Origin of the sequence: Cohnella thailandensis, from assembly GCF_014212135.1 — a bacterium.
Taxonomy (GTDB): Bacteria; Bacillota; Bacilli; order Paenibacillales; family Paenibacillaceae; genus Cohnella; species Cohnella thailandensis.
Genome location: NZ_JACJVQ010000006.1, coordinates 194,180 through 209,978, shown reverse-complemented (window position 1 = coordinate 209,978; position 15,799 = coordinate 194,180). Strand labels below are relative to the sequence as shown.

Annotated in this window: 14 protein-coding genes and 1 pseudogene; 9 read left to right on the top strand and 6 right to left on the bottom strand. The window is 54.8% G+C overall.

Going from position 1 to position 15,799, the window contains the following annotated elements; genetic code table 11:
* Positions 1-24 precede the first annotated feature (24 nt).
* Positions 25-726, bottom strand: coding sequence for a FadR/GntR family transcriptional regulator (locus tag H7B67_RS08895; protein ID WP_342592378.1), 702 nt, complete (start codon positions 724-726; stop codon positions 25-27).
* A gap of 228 nt (positions 727-954) precedes the next feature.
* On the opposite strand from H7B67_RS08895, the gene H7B67_RS08890 reads away from it, so the two are divergent.
* Positions 955-2,160 (top strand): MFS transporter, encoded by a 1,206-nt coding sequence (locus tag H7B67_RS08890; protein ID WP_185119453.1) that lies wholly within the window; start codon positions 955-957, stop codon positions 2,158-2,160.
* An 86-nt stretch (positions 2,161-2,246) separates the two neighbouring features.
* Here H7B67_RS08890 and H7B67_RS08885 read toward each other — a convergent pair whose 3' ends face one another.
* Together H7B67_RS08885 and H7B67_RS08880 are read right to left on the bottom strand one after the other, a co-directional pair.
* Positions 2,247-2,708, bottom strand: a complete 462-nt coding sequence (locus H7B67_RS08885; RefSeq protein ID WP_185119452.1) for a phage tail protein — start codon at positions 2,706-2,708, stop codon at positions 2,247-2,249.
* A 13-nt stretch (positions 2,709-2,721) separates the two neighbouring features.
* The gene (locus H7B67_RS08880; protein WP_185119451.1) at positions 2,722-3,138 is read right to left on the bottom strand and encodes a DoxX family protein; all 417 of its coding nucleotides are present in this window, start codon (positions 3,136-3,138) and stop codon (positions 2,722-2,724) included.
* Between the two features lie 214 nt (positions 3,139-3,352).
* Here H7B67_RS08880 and H7B67_RS08875 point away from each other — a divergent pair, with 214 nt between their 5' ends.
* Positions 3,353-4,216, top strand: coding sequence for a hypothetical protein (locus H7B67_RS08875; protein WP_185119450.1), 864 nt, complete (start codon positions 3,353-3,355; stop codon positions 4,214-4,216).
* A gap of 22 nt (positions 4,217-4,238) precedes the next feature.
* Here H7B67_RS08875 and H7B67_RS31450 read toward each other — a convergent pair.
* The 3 genes and pseudogenes from H7B67_RS31450 to H7B67_RS08865 form a co-directional block, all read right to left on the bottom strand.
* A pseudogene (locus tag H7B67_RS31450) lies at positions 4,239-4,310 on the bottom strand (uracil-DNA glycosylase); the annotation flags it as partial.
* A 96-nt stretch (positions 4,311-4,406) separates the two neighbouring features.
* Positions 4,407-4,982, bottom strand: a complete 576-nt coding sequence (locus tag H7B67_RS08870) for a YdeI/OmpD-associated family protein (protein ID WP_185119659.1) — start codon at positions 4,980-4,982, stop codon at positions 4,407-4,409.
* A 73-nt stretch (positions 4,983-5,055) separates the two neighbouring features.
* Complete coding sequence (locus H7B67_RS08865; RefSeq protein ID WP_185119449.1) at positions 5,056-5,520, bottom strand: VOC family protein; 465 nt, start codon at positions 5,518-5,520, stop codon at positions 5,056-5,058.
* 99 nt (positions 5,521-5,619) lie between these two features.
* Here H7B67_RS08865 and H7B67_RS08860 point away from each other — a divergent pair, with 99 nt between their 5' ends.
* The 7 genes from H7B67_RS08860 (at position 5,620) to H7B67_RS08830 (ending at position 15,784) form a co-directional block, all read left to right on the top strand.
* Entirely contained in the window at positions 5,620-6,549 is a 930-nt protein-coding gene (locus H7B67_RS08860) for a helix-turn-helix transcriptional regulator (protein ID WP_185119448.1), read from the top strand.
* 306 nt (positions 6,550-6,855) lie between these two features.
* On the top strand, positions 6,856-8,652 hold the full coding sequence (locus H7B67_RS08855; protein WP_185119447.1) for a glycoside hydrolase family 2 protein: 1,797 nt from the start codon (positions 6,856-6,858) through the stop codon (positions 8,650-8,652).
* Between the two features lie 170 nt (positions 8,653-8,822).
* On the top strand, positions 8,823-10,469 hold the full coding sequence (locus tag H7B67_RS08850; protein ID WP_185119446.1) for a 3-keto-alpha-glucoside-1,2-lyase-like domain-containing protein: 1,647 nt from the start codon (positions 8,823-8,825) through the stop codon (positions 10,467-10,469).
* A 226-nt stretch (positions 10,470-10,695) separates the two neighbouring features.
* The gene (locus H7B67_RS08845) at positions 10,696-12,033 is read left to right on the top strand and encodes an ABC transporter substrate-binding protein (protein ID WP_185119445.1); all 1,338 of its coding nucleotides are present in this window, start codon (positions 10,696-10,698) and stop codon (positions 12,031-12,033) included.
* A gap of 131 nt (positions 12,034-12,164) precedes the next feature.
* Entirely contained in the window at positions 12,165-13,091 is a 927-nt protein-coding gene (locus H7B67_RS08840; RefSeq protein WP_185119444.1) for a carbohydrate ABC transporter permease, read from the top strand.
* A gap of 15 nt (positions 13,092-13,106) precedes the next feature.
* Positions 13,107-13,919, top strand: a complete 813-nt coding sequence (locus tag H7B67_RS08835) for a carbohydrate ABC transporter permease (protein WP_185119443.1) — start codon at positions 13,107-13,109, stop codon at positions 13,917-13,919.
* Positions 13,920-13,948: 29 nt separating this feature from the next.
* Complete coding sequence (locus tag H7B67_RS08830; RefSeq protein ID WP_185119442.1) at positions 13,949-15,784, top strand: sensor histidine kinase; 1,836 nt, start codon at positions 13,949-13,951, stop codon at positions 15,782-15,784.
* Positions 15,785-15,799 lie beyond the last annotated feature (15 nt).

The following is a 15,799-nucleotide window of genomic DNA, read 5'->3' as shown; positions in this document are numbered from 1 at the left end:
CCGCTCCTATCCGTAATCTGTTCTCTATAATCTTTTGCCTAAGGTCACGGCATCCAGGTTCTGAGCGGTGTAGCGCTTCGCTCCTTCGCTGTCTCCGGCCTTGATCGCCATATAAATCGCTTCATGGTAGATGGTATTGTCCTCATAACCTCGAGTATCCAGAATCAACTGACTGAGCAATTCCCTTAATCCGTCCGCGATCACCTTGTACATCGCCGAGAAAACATCGTTGTGGCAAGCCTCCACGACCGCCATATGGAACGAGATGTCCGCCGCCACGTACTCCGCGTATCTGCCCTTGTCCAAATACTCGTTTCTCAGGTCCAACCTGGAGCGCATGACCTGAATATCGTCCTCCGTTCTGCGAAGAGCGGCCAGTCCGGCAGCTTCGATCTCCAGCATGCGGCGCACCTCGAGCACCTGTTTGAAATTCTGCGGAATCAGGGTAGACTGCACGGTTTGAAAGCCGACGGACGGTGTCTTCACATACGTACCGTCCCCTTGGCGCACCTCCAGGAATCCGGCGTGCACCAGAATTTTCACCGCCTCCCTCACCGTCGATCTGCCGACGGAGAGCAGCTTCATCAGCTCGGGCTCGGGCGGCAGCTTCTCGTCTTTCTTGTACTTCCCGGATTGAATCAATCCCATCAGCTGGTCCAGCACCTCATCGACCAGCTTTCTTCTTTGAACGGCTTGCAGTCCCGCTTGGGTAGAAATGAACCTCACCGCCTTGTGATTTTACTTTACACCCGGATTGAAACATCTGATGTTTGTAAGGTTATATCGCACATTATATGGACAGTTTAAGGCAAACACAAGCATTATTTTAGTTTGGTGTCAGTTTTTATTACGTTAAACTTGACACAAAACTCGTTTCCAGCTAGTTTATAGACAGATTAAACATCTGATGATCTAATGTTTGACTCTAAATCCGTAAGCCTAAAGGAGCCCGCCATGAGCAACCTGACCGCCGCCCCGCCGTGGGTTCATTCTCATTACCGGGTGACCGGCACCCTGCTGTTTGTCCCGGCTCTATTCGTCCTCTCCGCGCTCTATGTCACGGTTCCGCTCATCCCGGTATTCGCCGAGGAGTTCCATATCTCGCTCGAGCAAGCCGCTTGGAGCGGAAGCGCCTTCTCCCTCTTCTTCGCCCTCGGTTGCCTTGTGTATGGACCGTTATCGAACCGGCTCGGACGCAAACGGGTCATCGTGCTGGGGCTTGCCGCTTTATCGCTAGCTACGCTTGGGACCGGCCTCATCTCATCTTTCAAGGCATTGATCGCATTCCGCTGCATCCAAGGGGCCGCCGCCGCGACGTTCTCTCCCGTCGCCTTAACCTACGCAGGCGAAGTGTTCCCGCCGCACAAGCGGATATCGGCCATCGGCATGATCAGCGCCGGGTTCCTGATGGCCGGCATCCTCGGCCAGGTCTGGGCCAGCTATCTCCAGGAGAGGCTCGGCTGGCATGCCGTGTTCACCTTGTTGTCCGCCGTCTATGGCCTGACGTTCCTCGCGCTGGCCTTGTTCCTTCCGTCAAGCCCGGCTGTCCGCAAGAACGCCTCTGTACCCGGCAGCCGCCGGGCGGAGTGGCGGAACGTCCTCGCCAATCGCCATTTATGGCTCTGCTACGGCGTAGCCGTCATGCTGCTCCTTTGTTTTGTGGGCATGTATACCGCGCTGGGCAGCATCCTTCAAGGCCGTCCGTATGAGCTATCCAATATGGAGATGCTCGGAATTCGCTCCTTCGGCATGATCGGAATGCTGTGCTGCTTCGTATCGGGACCCTTGTGCGCCAGATGGGGAAGCCTGACGGTGCTGCGAGGCGGGCTGCTGCTGTCGATTGCCTCGCTATTCCTGATGTCGCTCGTCCGCTCCATCTATTCCTACTCGGCGCTAAGCGTCGTCTTCGTCGCCGGCATCGCCGTCCTGGTGCCGTCCTTGATCTCGCTGGTCGGAGACATCGGCGGCAAGCAGCGGGCTGTCGCCACGTCGCTGTACACGTTCATCCTGTTCGTCGGCGCCAGCCTTGGACCGATCGTATCCGTCCGCGTCCTGAGCATCGGGCAGCCCGATGCGTTGCCTTTCCTGGCCTTTGCCGGCCTGCTTGCCGTCGGCCTGATCCATTCTCTGTTTATCAAGCATCCTCCGCGTACTCCTTGAGTCGTAGCGAGAGTCTGAGCCATGCAAAGCAATACAAAAGAAGCACCCCGAAGGGTGCTTCTCGCCTGCCGATACTCTTCTTTTCTTTAATATTCGCCTTTGATGACAAAGAACGAGCCCCGGATCGTTCCGGCTAGCTTAGACTTCTGTCTGGCGAACTTAAACTTCTCTAACTCCTTGGGTACCTCCATCCCCTCGGAAAGCTTAAACCCTACGGCCCGCTTCTTAGGGTCATCTATCGTGTACAAGACGTTGATCCCTAGACCGTCCTCATAGAAAACGAAGGCCCAATCGATATTTTCCACTTGAAACCTCGACGTCTCCAACGGTTTGGCCGCAAACTCGATGTTGCGTTCTTCCTTCAGAACCCGGTTCACATAATCCAGGGTCTCTTGGCTTTCGCTAGCCGGCACGACCGTAAATTCATGCTTGTATTTGTTCATAAAGTAACGGGCTTCATTGGCGCGCAAGCCGGCAAGCGCTTCGGCTACGGACGAAGACTCCAAACCAACGGTGGACACATTCTTGAAATCGACGATTGTGGACATGTTCATCTCTCCTTTAAAGTTTGCGGCTCTTCGGGCGAAGCGCCCACGAGGCGATATTCAGCGCTGCGTAGAAAAGCGGAAGAATCAGATTGAACCCGGCATCCCCGTAATCGTCGGCCAACGCATGGGAGAATGCGGCACCGGTCATTAGAAAGAAGATGCCGGCGTGGGCCCATTCCTTAAGCCGAGGAAAACCCGGCACGAGAAGCGCGATGGCTCCAAGGACTTTCCAGATCCCGAGAATCTTCAGGACGTATAGGGGGTAATCCAGATTTGCCACTAACTCCACGTTTCCCCCTAATCGCATCAGTTGCCCGATCCCGCTCATCAGAATGGCTGCTGCGAGCAGGGCCGTGACGGACCAATAAGCAATCGTTTTTCCTCGGGGAAGAGTTTCCGCCTTAGCTGTTGTTTCGGCGCCGATGACCATATTCCTTTTACCTCCTCATAATTGGTTTGCAAGCGAAACTTATTCAGGTTCCTAGCTTTCCGATGGTTGATTCCTAATTGGACACCATTTAGTGTCGATTTGATTATAGGACACCTTTTGGTGTCTCGTCAATAGCCATTTGAAAAATTATGAATACTTGTCTTTTGAAATGGGCAATCCTTGAACAGGAGCCGGCGCAATAGGGGGGATAACCATGGAGGCTTTCTGGAGCAATACGATATGGTATTGTCTCTTGGCGTTACTATCCATCCTGGCCGCTATTTACGCATTCGCGAAGACGGACAACGCCAAGCATTGGGTCGGATTCGGATTTGCGGTGCTGGGTTCGACGTTCGTTTTTGAAACGGGGATATTAACCTTTCTTAACGCCTACAAGTACATTCCGAAAATAAGCAGCGATCCCTTCTTGGACTCGATCATCGGCAATTATTTCTCGCAGTTCTTGATCACCGTTACCGTTCTGTTGGTTTTGATCAAGAAGCTGTCGAGAATTTGGCGCTTCATTATTGCGGCGGCAATCGTAGGAATCGAAGAATGGTTCTTGAAGCTCGGAATTTACGAGCATGAATGGTACCGGACTTGGATGACGTTTGTTTTGCTGCTCTTTTTGTTATGGATGGCGAACGTATGGCATATCTATTTGGCTCGCTTCCCTAACAGACTCGTTTATTATCTAACGTTATTTCTTGGAGCAAGCGCCCTGTTCTCCGTAGCTATCGTCTTTATCCAGTTTACCTACAAAATTCATGTGTTCCATCCGGTTGTCTTTCCTAACGATTACTATAGGAATCAAGCCGTTATGATCGTCTCCTACCGAACGATTATCGTCCTGTTGATGATGATTTTATATCGCGCGGGATGGAGATGGCGGTGGAAAGCGATCGCTTTCGCGGGGATTTTAGGCGTGCAGGCCTTGCTCGTCGAAATCGGGATTCAATCGTTTAAGAGCGGATTTTTCTTTCCCGTTTCTTTGGCCGAAATCATTGGATCCTATGCCTGCGTCGCTTTAATTGCTTATTGGTTAAGGCAGGGCCAGGCAAGTCCGAATTTCCTTTAAAACTTAACGAGTCGAAGCTCCATCGGGTTCCGCACAGAAACGAATTTCCTTGCCGATCCTCCCGGGCTCCGGGATTATCCAGAATCGATGACAAAGGAATGATCCATTTTCGTTATCTGCAGCTCCTTCGTTTACTCGCAATGAATCCATTATGCGCACCCAATACAAAAATTGCCTTTGTCGTTATCTATTAATCATCCAGCAAACGTCCATAATCGTTCCACTGGCCGTACATTTTGTTTTCCCTCGCGTTCGCGATGAATTTGTCTAGCCTGCTCTTAAATAAGTCCGGCTGATTCTTCATGCTTTGGATCGTGTCGATCCGAACTCTTTTATAAAGATCCGGAAAGGCCATGAAGTTTTCATAGACTTGCTTTTCCTCTTTCAACCTTTGCTCTATAACCGTATCTATTCTGAAGGAATCGCGATCCATATCGGGAAGGACCCTTCTTCCTTCGTCTCTCATGAGCCCTAGCTTTTCGAGGCGGCGGACACGCTCTTTATTCAATTCGGTCCATGAGCTTTTTCGGCTTCTAGGAGAGAGTCGCTGAGCCAGCTCCGTTTCGGAGATTTTTTTCTTGATTCCATCGATCCATCCGAAGCACAACGCTTCCTCGACCGCGTCCAAATACAACAACGTATTGGAGTTGGGTTCCGGCGCCATTCTAACCAGTATCCAGCAAAACTTTTCCGTCTCGCTATTATCGTGCAGCCAAATTCGCAAATCTTCTCTCGTCTTTACTGGAATCAAATTCTCGATTTCCATAGCCAAAATACATTTTCCTTTCTAAAAAGAATAGAAAATGGCCTTTAATTACAAGGCCATTTTTCTAATGAAGTTACTGTTTGGCGGAAAGGACTTTGTCCAGAAATTTATCCGCGTCGCTATTGAATTTCCAGCCGATTCCGAACTTATCGACCAGCATTCCGAAGCACGAAGACCACGGAGTATCGGATAACGGCATCGCGACATGGCCGCCGGCGGACAAGTTAGTAAAGTATTTTGCCAGCGTTTGTTTGTCGTCCATGACCAAGCTGATCAGAATATGATTTCCTGTCGCCAGCTCGCCCGTTACCGCCTTCATCGAAGGCAAAAGATCCGACATCATGATTTTCCCGCCCGCGAATTCGATGGATGACTCCATGATCATATTCTGCTCGTTTTCCGGCAGGGGATAGTTCGGATCTTGCGGGATGTCCCCGAATTTAACTTTCTTTACTTCATTCGCATGCAAAGCCTCCGAATAAAATTCGATCGCTTGTTCGGCGATTCCATCAAAGTTCAAATAAGCGATAGCTGACATAGAACAATACCTCCTCCTTGTGATAATTGCAGTATAATGTAGAAAAGGTGACAGCTGTCTGTCACCCTTTCTAAATATAGCGCAAAATGAGGAGGCCCTATGGACAAAGTCGAGAGGCTCATCTCCATAATCATGATATTGCTGAAAAAAGAGATCGTATCGGCAACCGAATTCGCGCAATTATTCAACGTTTCCAAAAGGACTATTCTTCGCGACATGGAGACGCTGAGTGTATCCAACATCCCCATCTACGCGGTCAATGGAGTGAATGGCGGCTTCGGCATTATGGAGGAATACAAGTTCGATAAACGCCTTTTAAGCAACTCCGACTTAGAGAACATACTGACTGCGCTCGGGGGATTGGAACAAATTCTGATAAGCGAAGAAGTCGAAGTGACAATCAAAAAAATAGAAGCCATGGTCAGCCCGCTGTCCTTGAAAAATTCGATCCGCTTGTCCTTTTACGATTGGGAGGGGCGGACGGAGATCCTTCCAGCCTTGAGGACATGCCAAGAATCGATAGCGCAGAGGAAGTTCATTTCGTTTGATTACGTGGATAAAAACGGCGTTAAGTCGAATAGAACGGTCGAGCCGTATCAGCTTCATTTTAGCGAGACGAGCTGGTACTTGAAGGGATTCTGTTTGCACCGTCAGGGCTATCGAACCTTTAAATTATCCAGGATCGATAATCTCAAAATGGATATCAAAACATTTGACCCTAGAGATGACTTGTTAGAACTAGAACAGGAAACGGGGTATCAACCGCAGCTAGTCGCCGTTAAGGCGTTGATCTCCCCTAGCGTTAAAGACCAATTCATCGAGAGATACGGTCGAAAAAGCATTGAGAATTACAGTTCCGAATTTTACTTAGCCACGATTTATATACCGCAGAACGGTGCGGGATTTCAGTTTCTGGCAGGGCTCGGTACGAATATAGAAATCTTAGAGCCGCAACCGTTCGTGGAAGAATTCCGGAATTATTTAAGCGAAATGCTGGGGAAATATTCTCGCGGGACCCCTCCGGCATGATAATTGTTCTTATAAAATCAAACGATCATTACAATAATTTTGTTTATTAAACAGGCGGAATGAGAACGTTTAAGGTCTTCATCCGAGTAGGCGAAGCCTCGCCGTTCACGGCTTTCCCTCAATCCGTATAGTTCAAAACTTCCCGAAACACCCCATTCCTGCAGGGAAAACGTTGCATCCATATCGCATTGAAAGGCATCACGGTTCGCTGTTGACATTCTTGCGGCGAGCCTCTATGCTTTGTTTATTGTTACAATTTATATGTAATAAAACGAATTTATTGTTCGAAAGGGGCATAACTGCCGCATGACAACCGCTCATTATGTTAAAGATTATCCGCGTCCGCAATTCGTTCGCGACAACTGGCTGAGCCTGAACGGAGGATGGGACTTCCGCTTCGACGACGGCAATATCGGGGAGCGCTCCAGATGGTACGAGAATCTGCAAGGCGACCGCACCATCCAAGTGCCGTTCACGTACGAGACGAGCGCAAGCGGCATTGGGGAAGAGAAGTTCCACCCGTATGTATGGTATCAACGCGAATGGGTTGCCCCGACGGACTTGGGCGACCGACGGGTTATCCTTCACTTTCAGGCCGTCGACTACGTGGCCAAGGTCTGGGTGAACGGCGCATTCGCCGGCCGCCATCAGGGAGGCTATGCGGCCTTCTCCTTCGACATTACGGACAGCCTGGAGCAGGCGCCGGGCGCCTCCAACCGCATCGTCGTCAAAGTCGAAGACAGCATGAGCTGCACCCAGCCGCGGGGCAAGCAGCGTTGGGTTCCCGACAACTTCGAATGCTTCTATGTGCAGACGACCGGCATCTGGCAGAGCGTCTGGCTGGAATATGTCTCCCCGGCCCACCTGAAGAATGTCAAAATCACCCCGGACCTGGACAATCGCTCCGTCCGGTTCGAATATCAGACGCACTTTGCGCCTGCTGACGGCGATACGCTGCGGCTTGAGACCCGCATCAGCTATCGGCAGCAGACGATGAAACAGGTTCAACTGCTGATCGACCGCCCTTGGCTTCAGCTGGAGGTGGATCTGACGCACCTGGCCAACGGACCTTGGATGCTGACCGCCTGGTCGCCGGAACGACCGAATTTGTATGACGTGGAATTTACGCTCTATCAAGGCGACCGGATCGTCGATCAGGTTTACTCCTACTTCGGCTTACGCAAAATCTCGATCGAGGGCAACCAGGTGCTGCTCAACAACATGCCGATCTATCAGAGGCTGATCCTCGACCAAGGCTACTGGCCGGAGAGCCATCTGACCCCGCCTTCCGAAGAAGCGCTGATCGCGGACATCGACGCCATTCTGGCCATGGGATATAACGGCGTGCGCAAGCACATGAAGATCGAGGACTCCCGCTTCCTCTATTGGTGCGACGTGAAGGGCCTGCTCGTCTGGTCGGAGATGGCGGCCACGTTCGAGTTCAACGATGAGGCGGTTCAGACCTTCTCGGCGGAATGGGCCGAGATCGTCCGGCAGCAGTACAACCACCCTTCCATCGTGACTTGGGTGCCGTTCAACGAATCGTGGGGCATTCCGCAAGTGCTGACCCACGAGAAGCAGCAGAAGTTCACGGAGAGCATCTATCACCTGACCAAGTCGCTCGATCCGCATCGCCCGGTCATCGTGAACGACGGATGGGAGCATACGGTCAGCGATATCGTTACCCTTCACGATTACGAGGAACGCGGCGAAGCGCTACTGAAGCGATACGAGGATGCCGAGGCCGTGCTCGGAGGCCGCATCGCGTTCAATCTTGCGCGATACGCCATGGCGCGGGGATACGCTTATCGCGGCCAGCCGGTTATCGTCAGCGAATTCGGCGGCATCGCCTTCCAATCCGGCACCGGCTGGGGCTACGGCAATCAGGTGGAAGGAGACGAAGCGTTTATCGAACGATTCCGTTCCATTACGCAAGCCATCCAGGACACGGATTATATATGCGGCTACTGCTACACCCAGATTACGGACGTCCAGCAAGAGGTGAACGGCCTGCTGACGGAAGACCGGAAGCCGAAGATTCCGTTGAACGTCATCAAGGCCATCAATCTCCGCCAAGCCATTCCCTCGGATACAGATTCGTAAGATCTTCCACCCAAAACCTGCAGAATGTCTGTTGGCCCGCTTCGGCGGGCCTTTTAAACTATGCTTTGTAAGCCCTTACATCACCCTATCGGAAGGGAGGCGCCCAGCAAGCGGATAGAAGCAGCGGCAACCCGTTTGGCCATTCTTAATCTCATGGGAGGGAATTCAGTATGTTGCGCAAGCTCTTCGCCTCATTCTCCGGTCTGTTAAGCCTTATCCTGCTCGCCGCCGCGATTCCTGCCTTCGCGGCGAACGGACCCATCACCTGGGGGACGACCTCCACGGTCACGAACATCAACACGTTCACGGACGCCGGCACCGACGCGCGCGGCATCCGTCCCGGAACCTTCGGGGCGGAGTATCCCCGGATGCTCAAGCTGGCGAACGGCACCTGGCTGGCCGTCGCCGCCATCTACGACAACAACGGCTATACGAAAGTGTCCTGGGGCGGTACGCGGCTGCAAGTATTCCGCAGCACGGACAATGCCCGCACCTGGTCGCTCGCGGCCACGCTGTGGGAGGACGGACGCGACCTCGACAACGGGCAGCTGATCCAATTGGCGAACGGCGACGTTCTGCTCGCCATGCGATCCGTCCGCTGGCAGGAATCTTACCAACTTCGCGTGTACAAGAGCACGAACTTAGGATCCAACTGGAGCTTCCTGAGCACCATCGACGAGAATAACGGCGCCGCCGGCGCGCTCGGCAATCCGGACAAAGGCGTCTACGAGCCTCATATGCAGCTGCTCGACGACGGCTCGCTCGCCGTCATGTACGCGAACGAGAAGCACGTGACCGAGAACCCGTCCTACAGCCAGGTGATCTCGCAGAAGATCTCGACGAACGGCGGCGCCAGCTGGGGCAACGAGATCTACGTCGCCTGGGACCCTTCCAATTCGGCCGCGCGCCCGGGGATGCCGGTATGGACGAAGATGACCAACGGGCAATACATCGTCACGTACGAGGTTTGCGGCACGCAGAGCTGCCACATCTACACCAAGAAGAGCGCGGACGGCAAAACATGGGCCAGCGGCATCGGCTCCCGGGTATCCACCAATCAGCAGGGCGGGCCTTACCTGCTGTCGCTCAGCGACGGACGGCTGGTCCTTACCTCCAATTCGAACGTCGTCTCGCTGAGCAACGACTTCGGCAACACGTGGTACGACAATGACCTGCCTGCTTTCGGCAACTCGCTGTGGGCCGCTCTGTACCAGACGGGCCCGAACGAAATCGCCCTTATCAATTCGGTGGACCGCAGCGTCGGCGGACATAACATCCAGGTTCGGTTCGGCACGTTGAGCAGCGGCACCTATTCGAACGACTTCTCCGCGAACGAGAGCGGTTGGGTGCATTACGGCGGCACTTGGGCCGTCAGCGGCGGGACGTATAACGTCACTTCCGCGAATGCCGACAAGTCGCTGCTGACGCCTTATCCTTCCCGGGCGAGCTACACGCTGGAAGGGGATATCCGGCTGAACAACGCCGGACAGGGCAGCCTCGTCTTCAACGTGACGAATCCGGGCACCGGGGCGGATTCCCAGTCCGGCTACGGCGCGGGCATCGACTCGACCGGGGTCATCTGGCTGGGCCGCTTCAACAACGGCTGGACGCCGCTGCAAACCGTAAGCTCGACGATCTCGACGAATACCTGGTACCACGTGAAGATCGTCGTAGGCGGCGGCAACATCAAGTTCTACGTCGGCGACATGACGACGCCGAAGATCAACGTGAACGACGCCACATACACCGGAGGCACGATCGGCGTACGCGGCGGGTTCGGCAACAGCGTCAGCTTCGACAATATCAGTCTGTATTAACTCAACTGCGTTAAAGCTGCTGCTGTACATTTTGCCCCCATCGTAACATTCGACACCCTCGGTTGGTGAAAGCGCTTCGAACATCTGTAGATCGTTCGAGCGGATGCGGCGTTTTGTCGGTTCCTCGGGATGGCGGGCCACGGTAAAGTTAGGGATGAAGAAAGCACTTACAAAAAAGATCGACAGCGCTTTCTCACCTACACATATCTTGAAAGGGTGGTTGTTCATGCAACTCCGCAAGAAATCCGTCCCCGTCCTGGCGGCCGGCGTCACGCTGGCTCTGGCGCTTTCGGGCTGCTCGTCCAACAACGGCAATAACGCCGCCGGCGGCAACGGCGCTTCTCCGAGCGCTTCGTCCTCTTCCTCGGCTAGCGCAAGCACCGCGGCCGGGGGCGGCAACCCGGTCGAAATCACGTTCTGGAATTCGTTCGGGGGCGGCGAGGGCGACTTCGTCGACCAGATCATCAAGGGCTTCAACGATTCGCAGAAGGAAGTCGCCGTGAAGCAGCTGCGGCTGGAGTCGAACGAGTATTACGCGAAGCTGGGCACGGCGTTGTCCTCCGGCAAGGGTCCGGACGTGGCCATCGCCCACGTCGACCGTCTCTCGCCGTTCGTCAAGGCCAAGCAAGTCGTGTCGGTCGACGATCTGGCCTCCAAGGTCGGCTTCGACCTGAGCCAGATCACGCAGTCCAATCTCGACAGCGTCTCTTATGACGGCAAGCCTTACGCCGTGCCGCTGGATACGCACTTCCACATGTTCTACTACAACAAGGATCTGCTGCAGCAAGCGGGCTTGCTCAACGAGGACGGCACGCCGAAGCTCGGCGACATGACGCCGGAGGGCTTCGAGCAGACGCTGGCGACGATTCAAGCCAAGGTGCCGGACGTCCAGGCGATCGCGGTCAATACGCCTTACTTCCAGGAGCCGTTCCTGAACCTGTATTACGAAGCGGGCGGGGAATTCCTGAACGCCGATATGACCAAGGCCGCTCTAAATAACGACAAGGCGCTCAGCGTCCTGAACTTCTACATGGACCTGTACAACAAGAAATACGCGGACCTGAACGACAAGAATCCTTGGGACAGCTTCAGCAACGGCAAGGCCGCCTTCTGGTTCGGCGGCGTCTGGGAAGCAGGCGGACTTCTCGGCGACGAATCCAAGCACATCGGCGCCATGCCGCTGCCTCCGATCTTCGGCAGCTCGACGCACTGGGCGAGCTCTCATACTCTCGTCATTCCGTCTTACGTCTCGGCCGAGAAGCAGGAAGCCGCGGCCAAGTTCATGAAGTACTTCTCCGAAGTCGGCGGATCGACTTGGGGCAAGGCCGGCCACGTGCCGGCCAACAAGAACGTGACGTCGAGCTCGGACTATCTGGCTCTTCCTTATCGCAGCGAATTCATCGAGGCGCAGAAGACGGTCAAGTTCGCGCCGCAGACCGACAAGTACAACACGATCGTCACCATTCTCGCCGAATCGCTGCAGAACATCATCTTCGGCAGCACGTCGCCTGAAGACGGCTTGAAGGACATCGAGAAGCAGATCAACGAAGTGCTGGCCGACTGACCGCAAGCGCGGAGCGGAAGCGTCCCGATAAATTCGGGCGCTTCTTCTCCTTCTCTTTGAACTTCTGCCTTCTCGCTTCCCACATCTCGCATTCGCATAAGAATCGCTTAATACCAAGGGAGAGCTTCACTATGGATACCTGGCAACCTTCCGCGCGACCGAACGCCGCCCCTTCCCGCCCGAAACGCCGGTCGGTCTGGCGTCTAGAGCTGAGGGCGATCCTCTATCTGATTCCATTCCTGGTCCCCTTCGCCGCGTTCTATCTATGGCCCGTCTTGAACGGCGCCTGGATGAGCTTGCACGTATGGGGCATACAGGGCATGGAGAAGTACGTCGGATTCGCCAACTACCGGAAGATCCTGGACAACCCGGACTTCTATTCTTATCTCTGGCACTCTTTCTATTTCGTTCTGCTATGCACTCCGACCGTCATCGTTCTGGGGTTGGTACTAGCGCTGATCATTAACCAGAACCTACGCTTCCGGACGTTCATCCGTTCCGCCTTCTTCCTGCCGTACGTCCTGTCGGTTTCGGTCATCAGCTTCATCTGGCTCCATCTGTTCGACCCCAAGAACGGCCCGGTGAATGCGCTCCTTCGTCTATTCGGCTCGTCCGGCGATATCAACTGGCTGACCGACCGCCATTTCGTCTGGTGGGCGCTCACGATCGCGACGGACTGGTGGACGGTCGGATTCGTCATGGTGCTGTTCCTGGCCGGCCTTCAGGAGATCCCGCCCGATCATTACGAGGCAGCCAAGATCGACGGCGCCGGCGCATGGGCCCGTTTCCGGCATATCACCTTGCCCGGGCTATCCAGGGTAACGAAGATTCAGATCTTCTATCAGATCATCGCCAGCTTGAAGCTGTTCGGCCAGGTCCAGATCATGACCGGAGGCGGACCCGGCGATACGACCAATACGATGATTCGTTATATCTACGTGACCGGGTTCAAGAAGGACATGTTCGGACTGGCATCCGCGCAATCGATCTTGTTCTGCGTCATCATGCTGATGATTGCCGCGATCCAGTTCAAAATCACGGATCGGAAAGACGGGTAAGGAGAGAAGCGCTATATGAGAAAATGGGCGTTTAACGCGTTTGCCGTACTGCTTGCTTTGCTGTTTATTTTCCCTCTGGCATGGATGATCCTCGTCTCGCTTAAGCCCGACGGCACGAGCGTGTACTCTCTGGCCGATTGGGTGCGCTGGTCGGATCTGAATACGGACAATTACGTGAAGGTCATCCGCGATTCGTCGATCCTGCGATGGACCTGGAACAGCCTCGTCATCGGGGTGCTCACGACCGTCATCGCCATCGCGTTCAGCTCGCTGGCGGCGTTCGCCTTCTCCAAGCTGCCGTTCCGCACGCGAGGGTTATTCTATATCGTCATCATATCGGGGCTGCTCATCCCGACGGAAGCCATTCTGATTCCGTTGTACGAGACCGCGCTCCACCTCAAATTGATCGACAACATCTGGGCCATCGTTCTGCCGGGGCTAACCAACCCGATCGGCGTGCTGCTGCTGAAGCAGTTCATGGACGGGGTGCCACGCGATTATATCGAAGCCGCTCAGATCGACGGAAGCCGCTCCTTCGGCTTGTGGTGGAGGGTATGTCTTCCGCTGACGAAGTCCGCGATGGTGTCGGTCGGCATCTTCTACTTCATTCTGTCCTGGAACAACTTCTTATGGCCCTACTTATCCATCACTTCCGCGGAAAACATGGTCCTCTCGGCAGGGCTGCCCACCTTTTTGTCGAATAATACAATGTCCCTGAATTTGATCATGACGGCGAGCGCGATCGCGGCGATCCCGACGATTGTCGTGTTCATCCTGCTTCAGCGTCATATCGTTCAAGGGGTATCCATGTCCGGCGTCAAAGGATAAGCAGCGAGAGGCATCAGGAGTGACCCATCATGCCCGAATCGATCGTCAAGCCCGCTTGGAGGCGGGCGTTCTCCCGTTTGTTCATATGGCGAAGCAGCATGCGTTCCAAATGGATGCTGCTTTTACTTCTATTCTCCTTGACGCCTCTATTGGTCATGGGGATTATTTCGTTTTCCATCTCTCGTTCCACTATCAACGACAAGGCGACGCAATATTCCGAGCATCTGCTGAACCAGACGGCCGATAATCTGGACACGCGCTTGGGCATTTACAAAGATATGATGATGCAGGTGGTGGGCAACGACGAGATCGTCGGAATGCTCCGCAAGCTGAACGACGCGGACGCCGCCCAATTCGACCTGGACAGCCTGTCGCTGACGACGAAGCTGTCGACGATCGTGGCGACCAATCCGGACGTGCAGTCCATCTCCTTCGTCTCCGATCGGCATTATATCAAGGGCATCTATCGCTGGAGCAGCCGGAAGAAGGCGGACGCGGCCCCTTACCTGCAGACCATCGAGGACGGCAGCAACTTCCGCTGGTATCCGACCCGCTATGCCACCTTCGTGGACAGCCTGAATTCCCAGAACTCGTATGTGTTCTCCTTGGCCAAGCAGGTGTACAAGATATCCGACGACAGCCCTCTGGGCATCGTCGCCGTGCTGGACATCCGCGAGGAAGTAATCAAGGATCTGGTGTTGAAGGCCGTGAGCAACGACCGCGACATGCAAAGCTTTATCGTCGACGGCAACGGGAGGCTGGTCTCTTACCCGGACGATACGCTCATCGGGAAGAGCGTAGCCGAGGTGCTCGGTCCGGACGGGTATGAACGGATCTCGAGCGCGGGATCGGACGGCGTGAAGTTCCCGCTCTCCTATAAACATAACCGGCTCATCGTCAACGTCCAAAAGCTGCACACGAATGACTGGAAGGTCGTCAACGTCATCTCCAAGTCCGCGCTATACCAGGACTCCAACCGGCTGCTGCAGATCAGCGTCGCCATCGCCCTGGTCTGCATCCTTTTCTCGATCGTGACAGCTCTCCTTCTGACCAACTCCATCACGAAGCCGATCCTGCAGATGATCAAGCTGATGAAGCGCGTCATGTCGGGGGACATGTCCGTTCGCTACAAGGGCAAGCAGCGCCGCGACGAGTTCGACGTGCTGGGCAACAGCTTCAATTATATGGTCACGCGAATCGAGGAGCTGCTGCACGCCGTCTACGTCGAGCAGGACCAGAAGCGGGTCGCGGAGCTGAAAGCGCTTCAGGCGCAGATCCATCCGCACTTCCTGTACAATACGCTGGATATCATCAAGTGGACGGCGCTCATCCAGAAGGCGAACCAAGCGGCGGAGATGGTCAGCCTGCTCTCGCGGCTGCTGCGGATCAGCATCGGCAAGGGCGAAGAGACCGTGACCGTCGAGGAAGAGATCGAGCACGTCCAATGCTACCTGGGCATCCAGAAGTTTCGCTTCAACTTTAATATCGAGACGGACGTCGAGATCGCGGAGGACGTCAAGCAGCTGCGCACGCCCAAGCTCATTCTGCAGCCGATCGTCGAGAATGCCATCCTGCATGCTTTCGTCGACCGGGAGACCGGCGGCCGAATTCTCATCCGCTGCGAGACGGAGCCGGGCGGCGGCATTCAGTTCACGGTATCGGACAATGGCGTCGGGATGAACCCGGAACAAGCCGGCACCCTGCTCAGCGGCCAAGCCGACGACCCCGGCCGCAGCGGCGGGATCGGCCTCGCCAACGTCGATGAACGGGTGAAGCTCATCTGCGGGCAAGCCTACGGCATCCGCATCGACACCAAGCCCGGAGCCGGCACGCGGATCGGCATCCGGCTGCCCCGAATGATTTGAAGGGAGAATATGCCC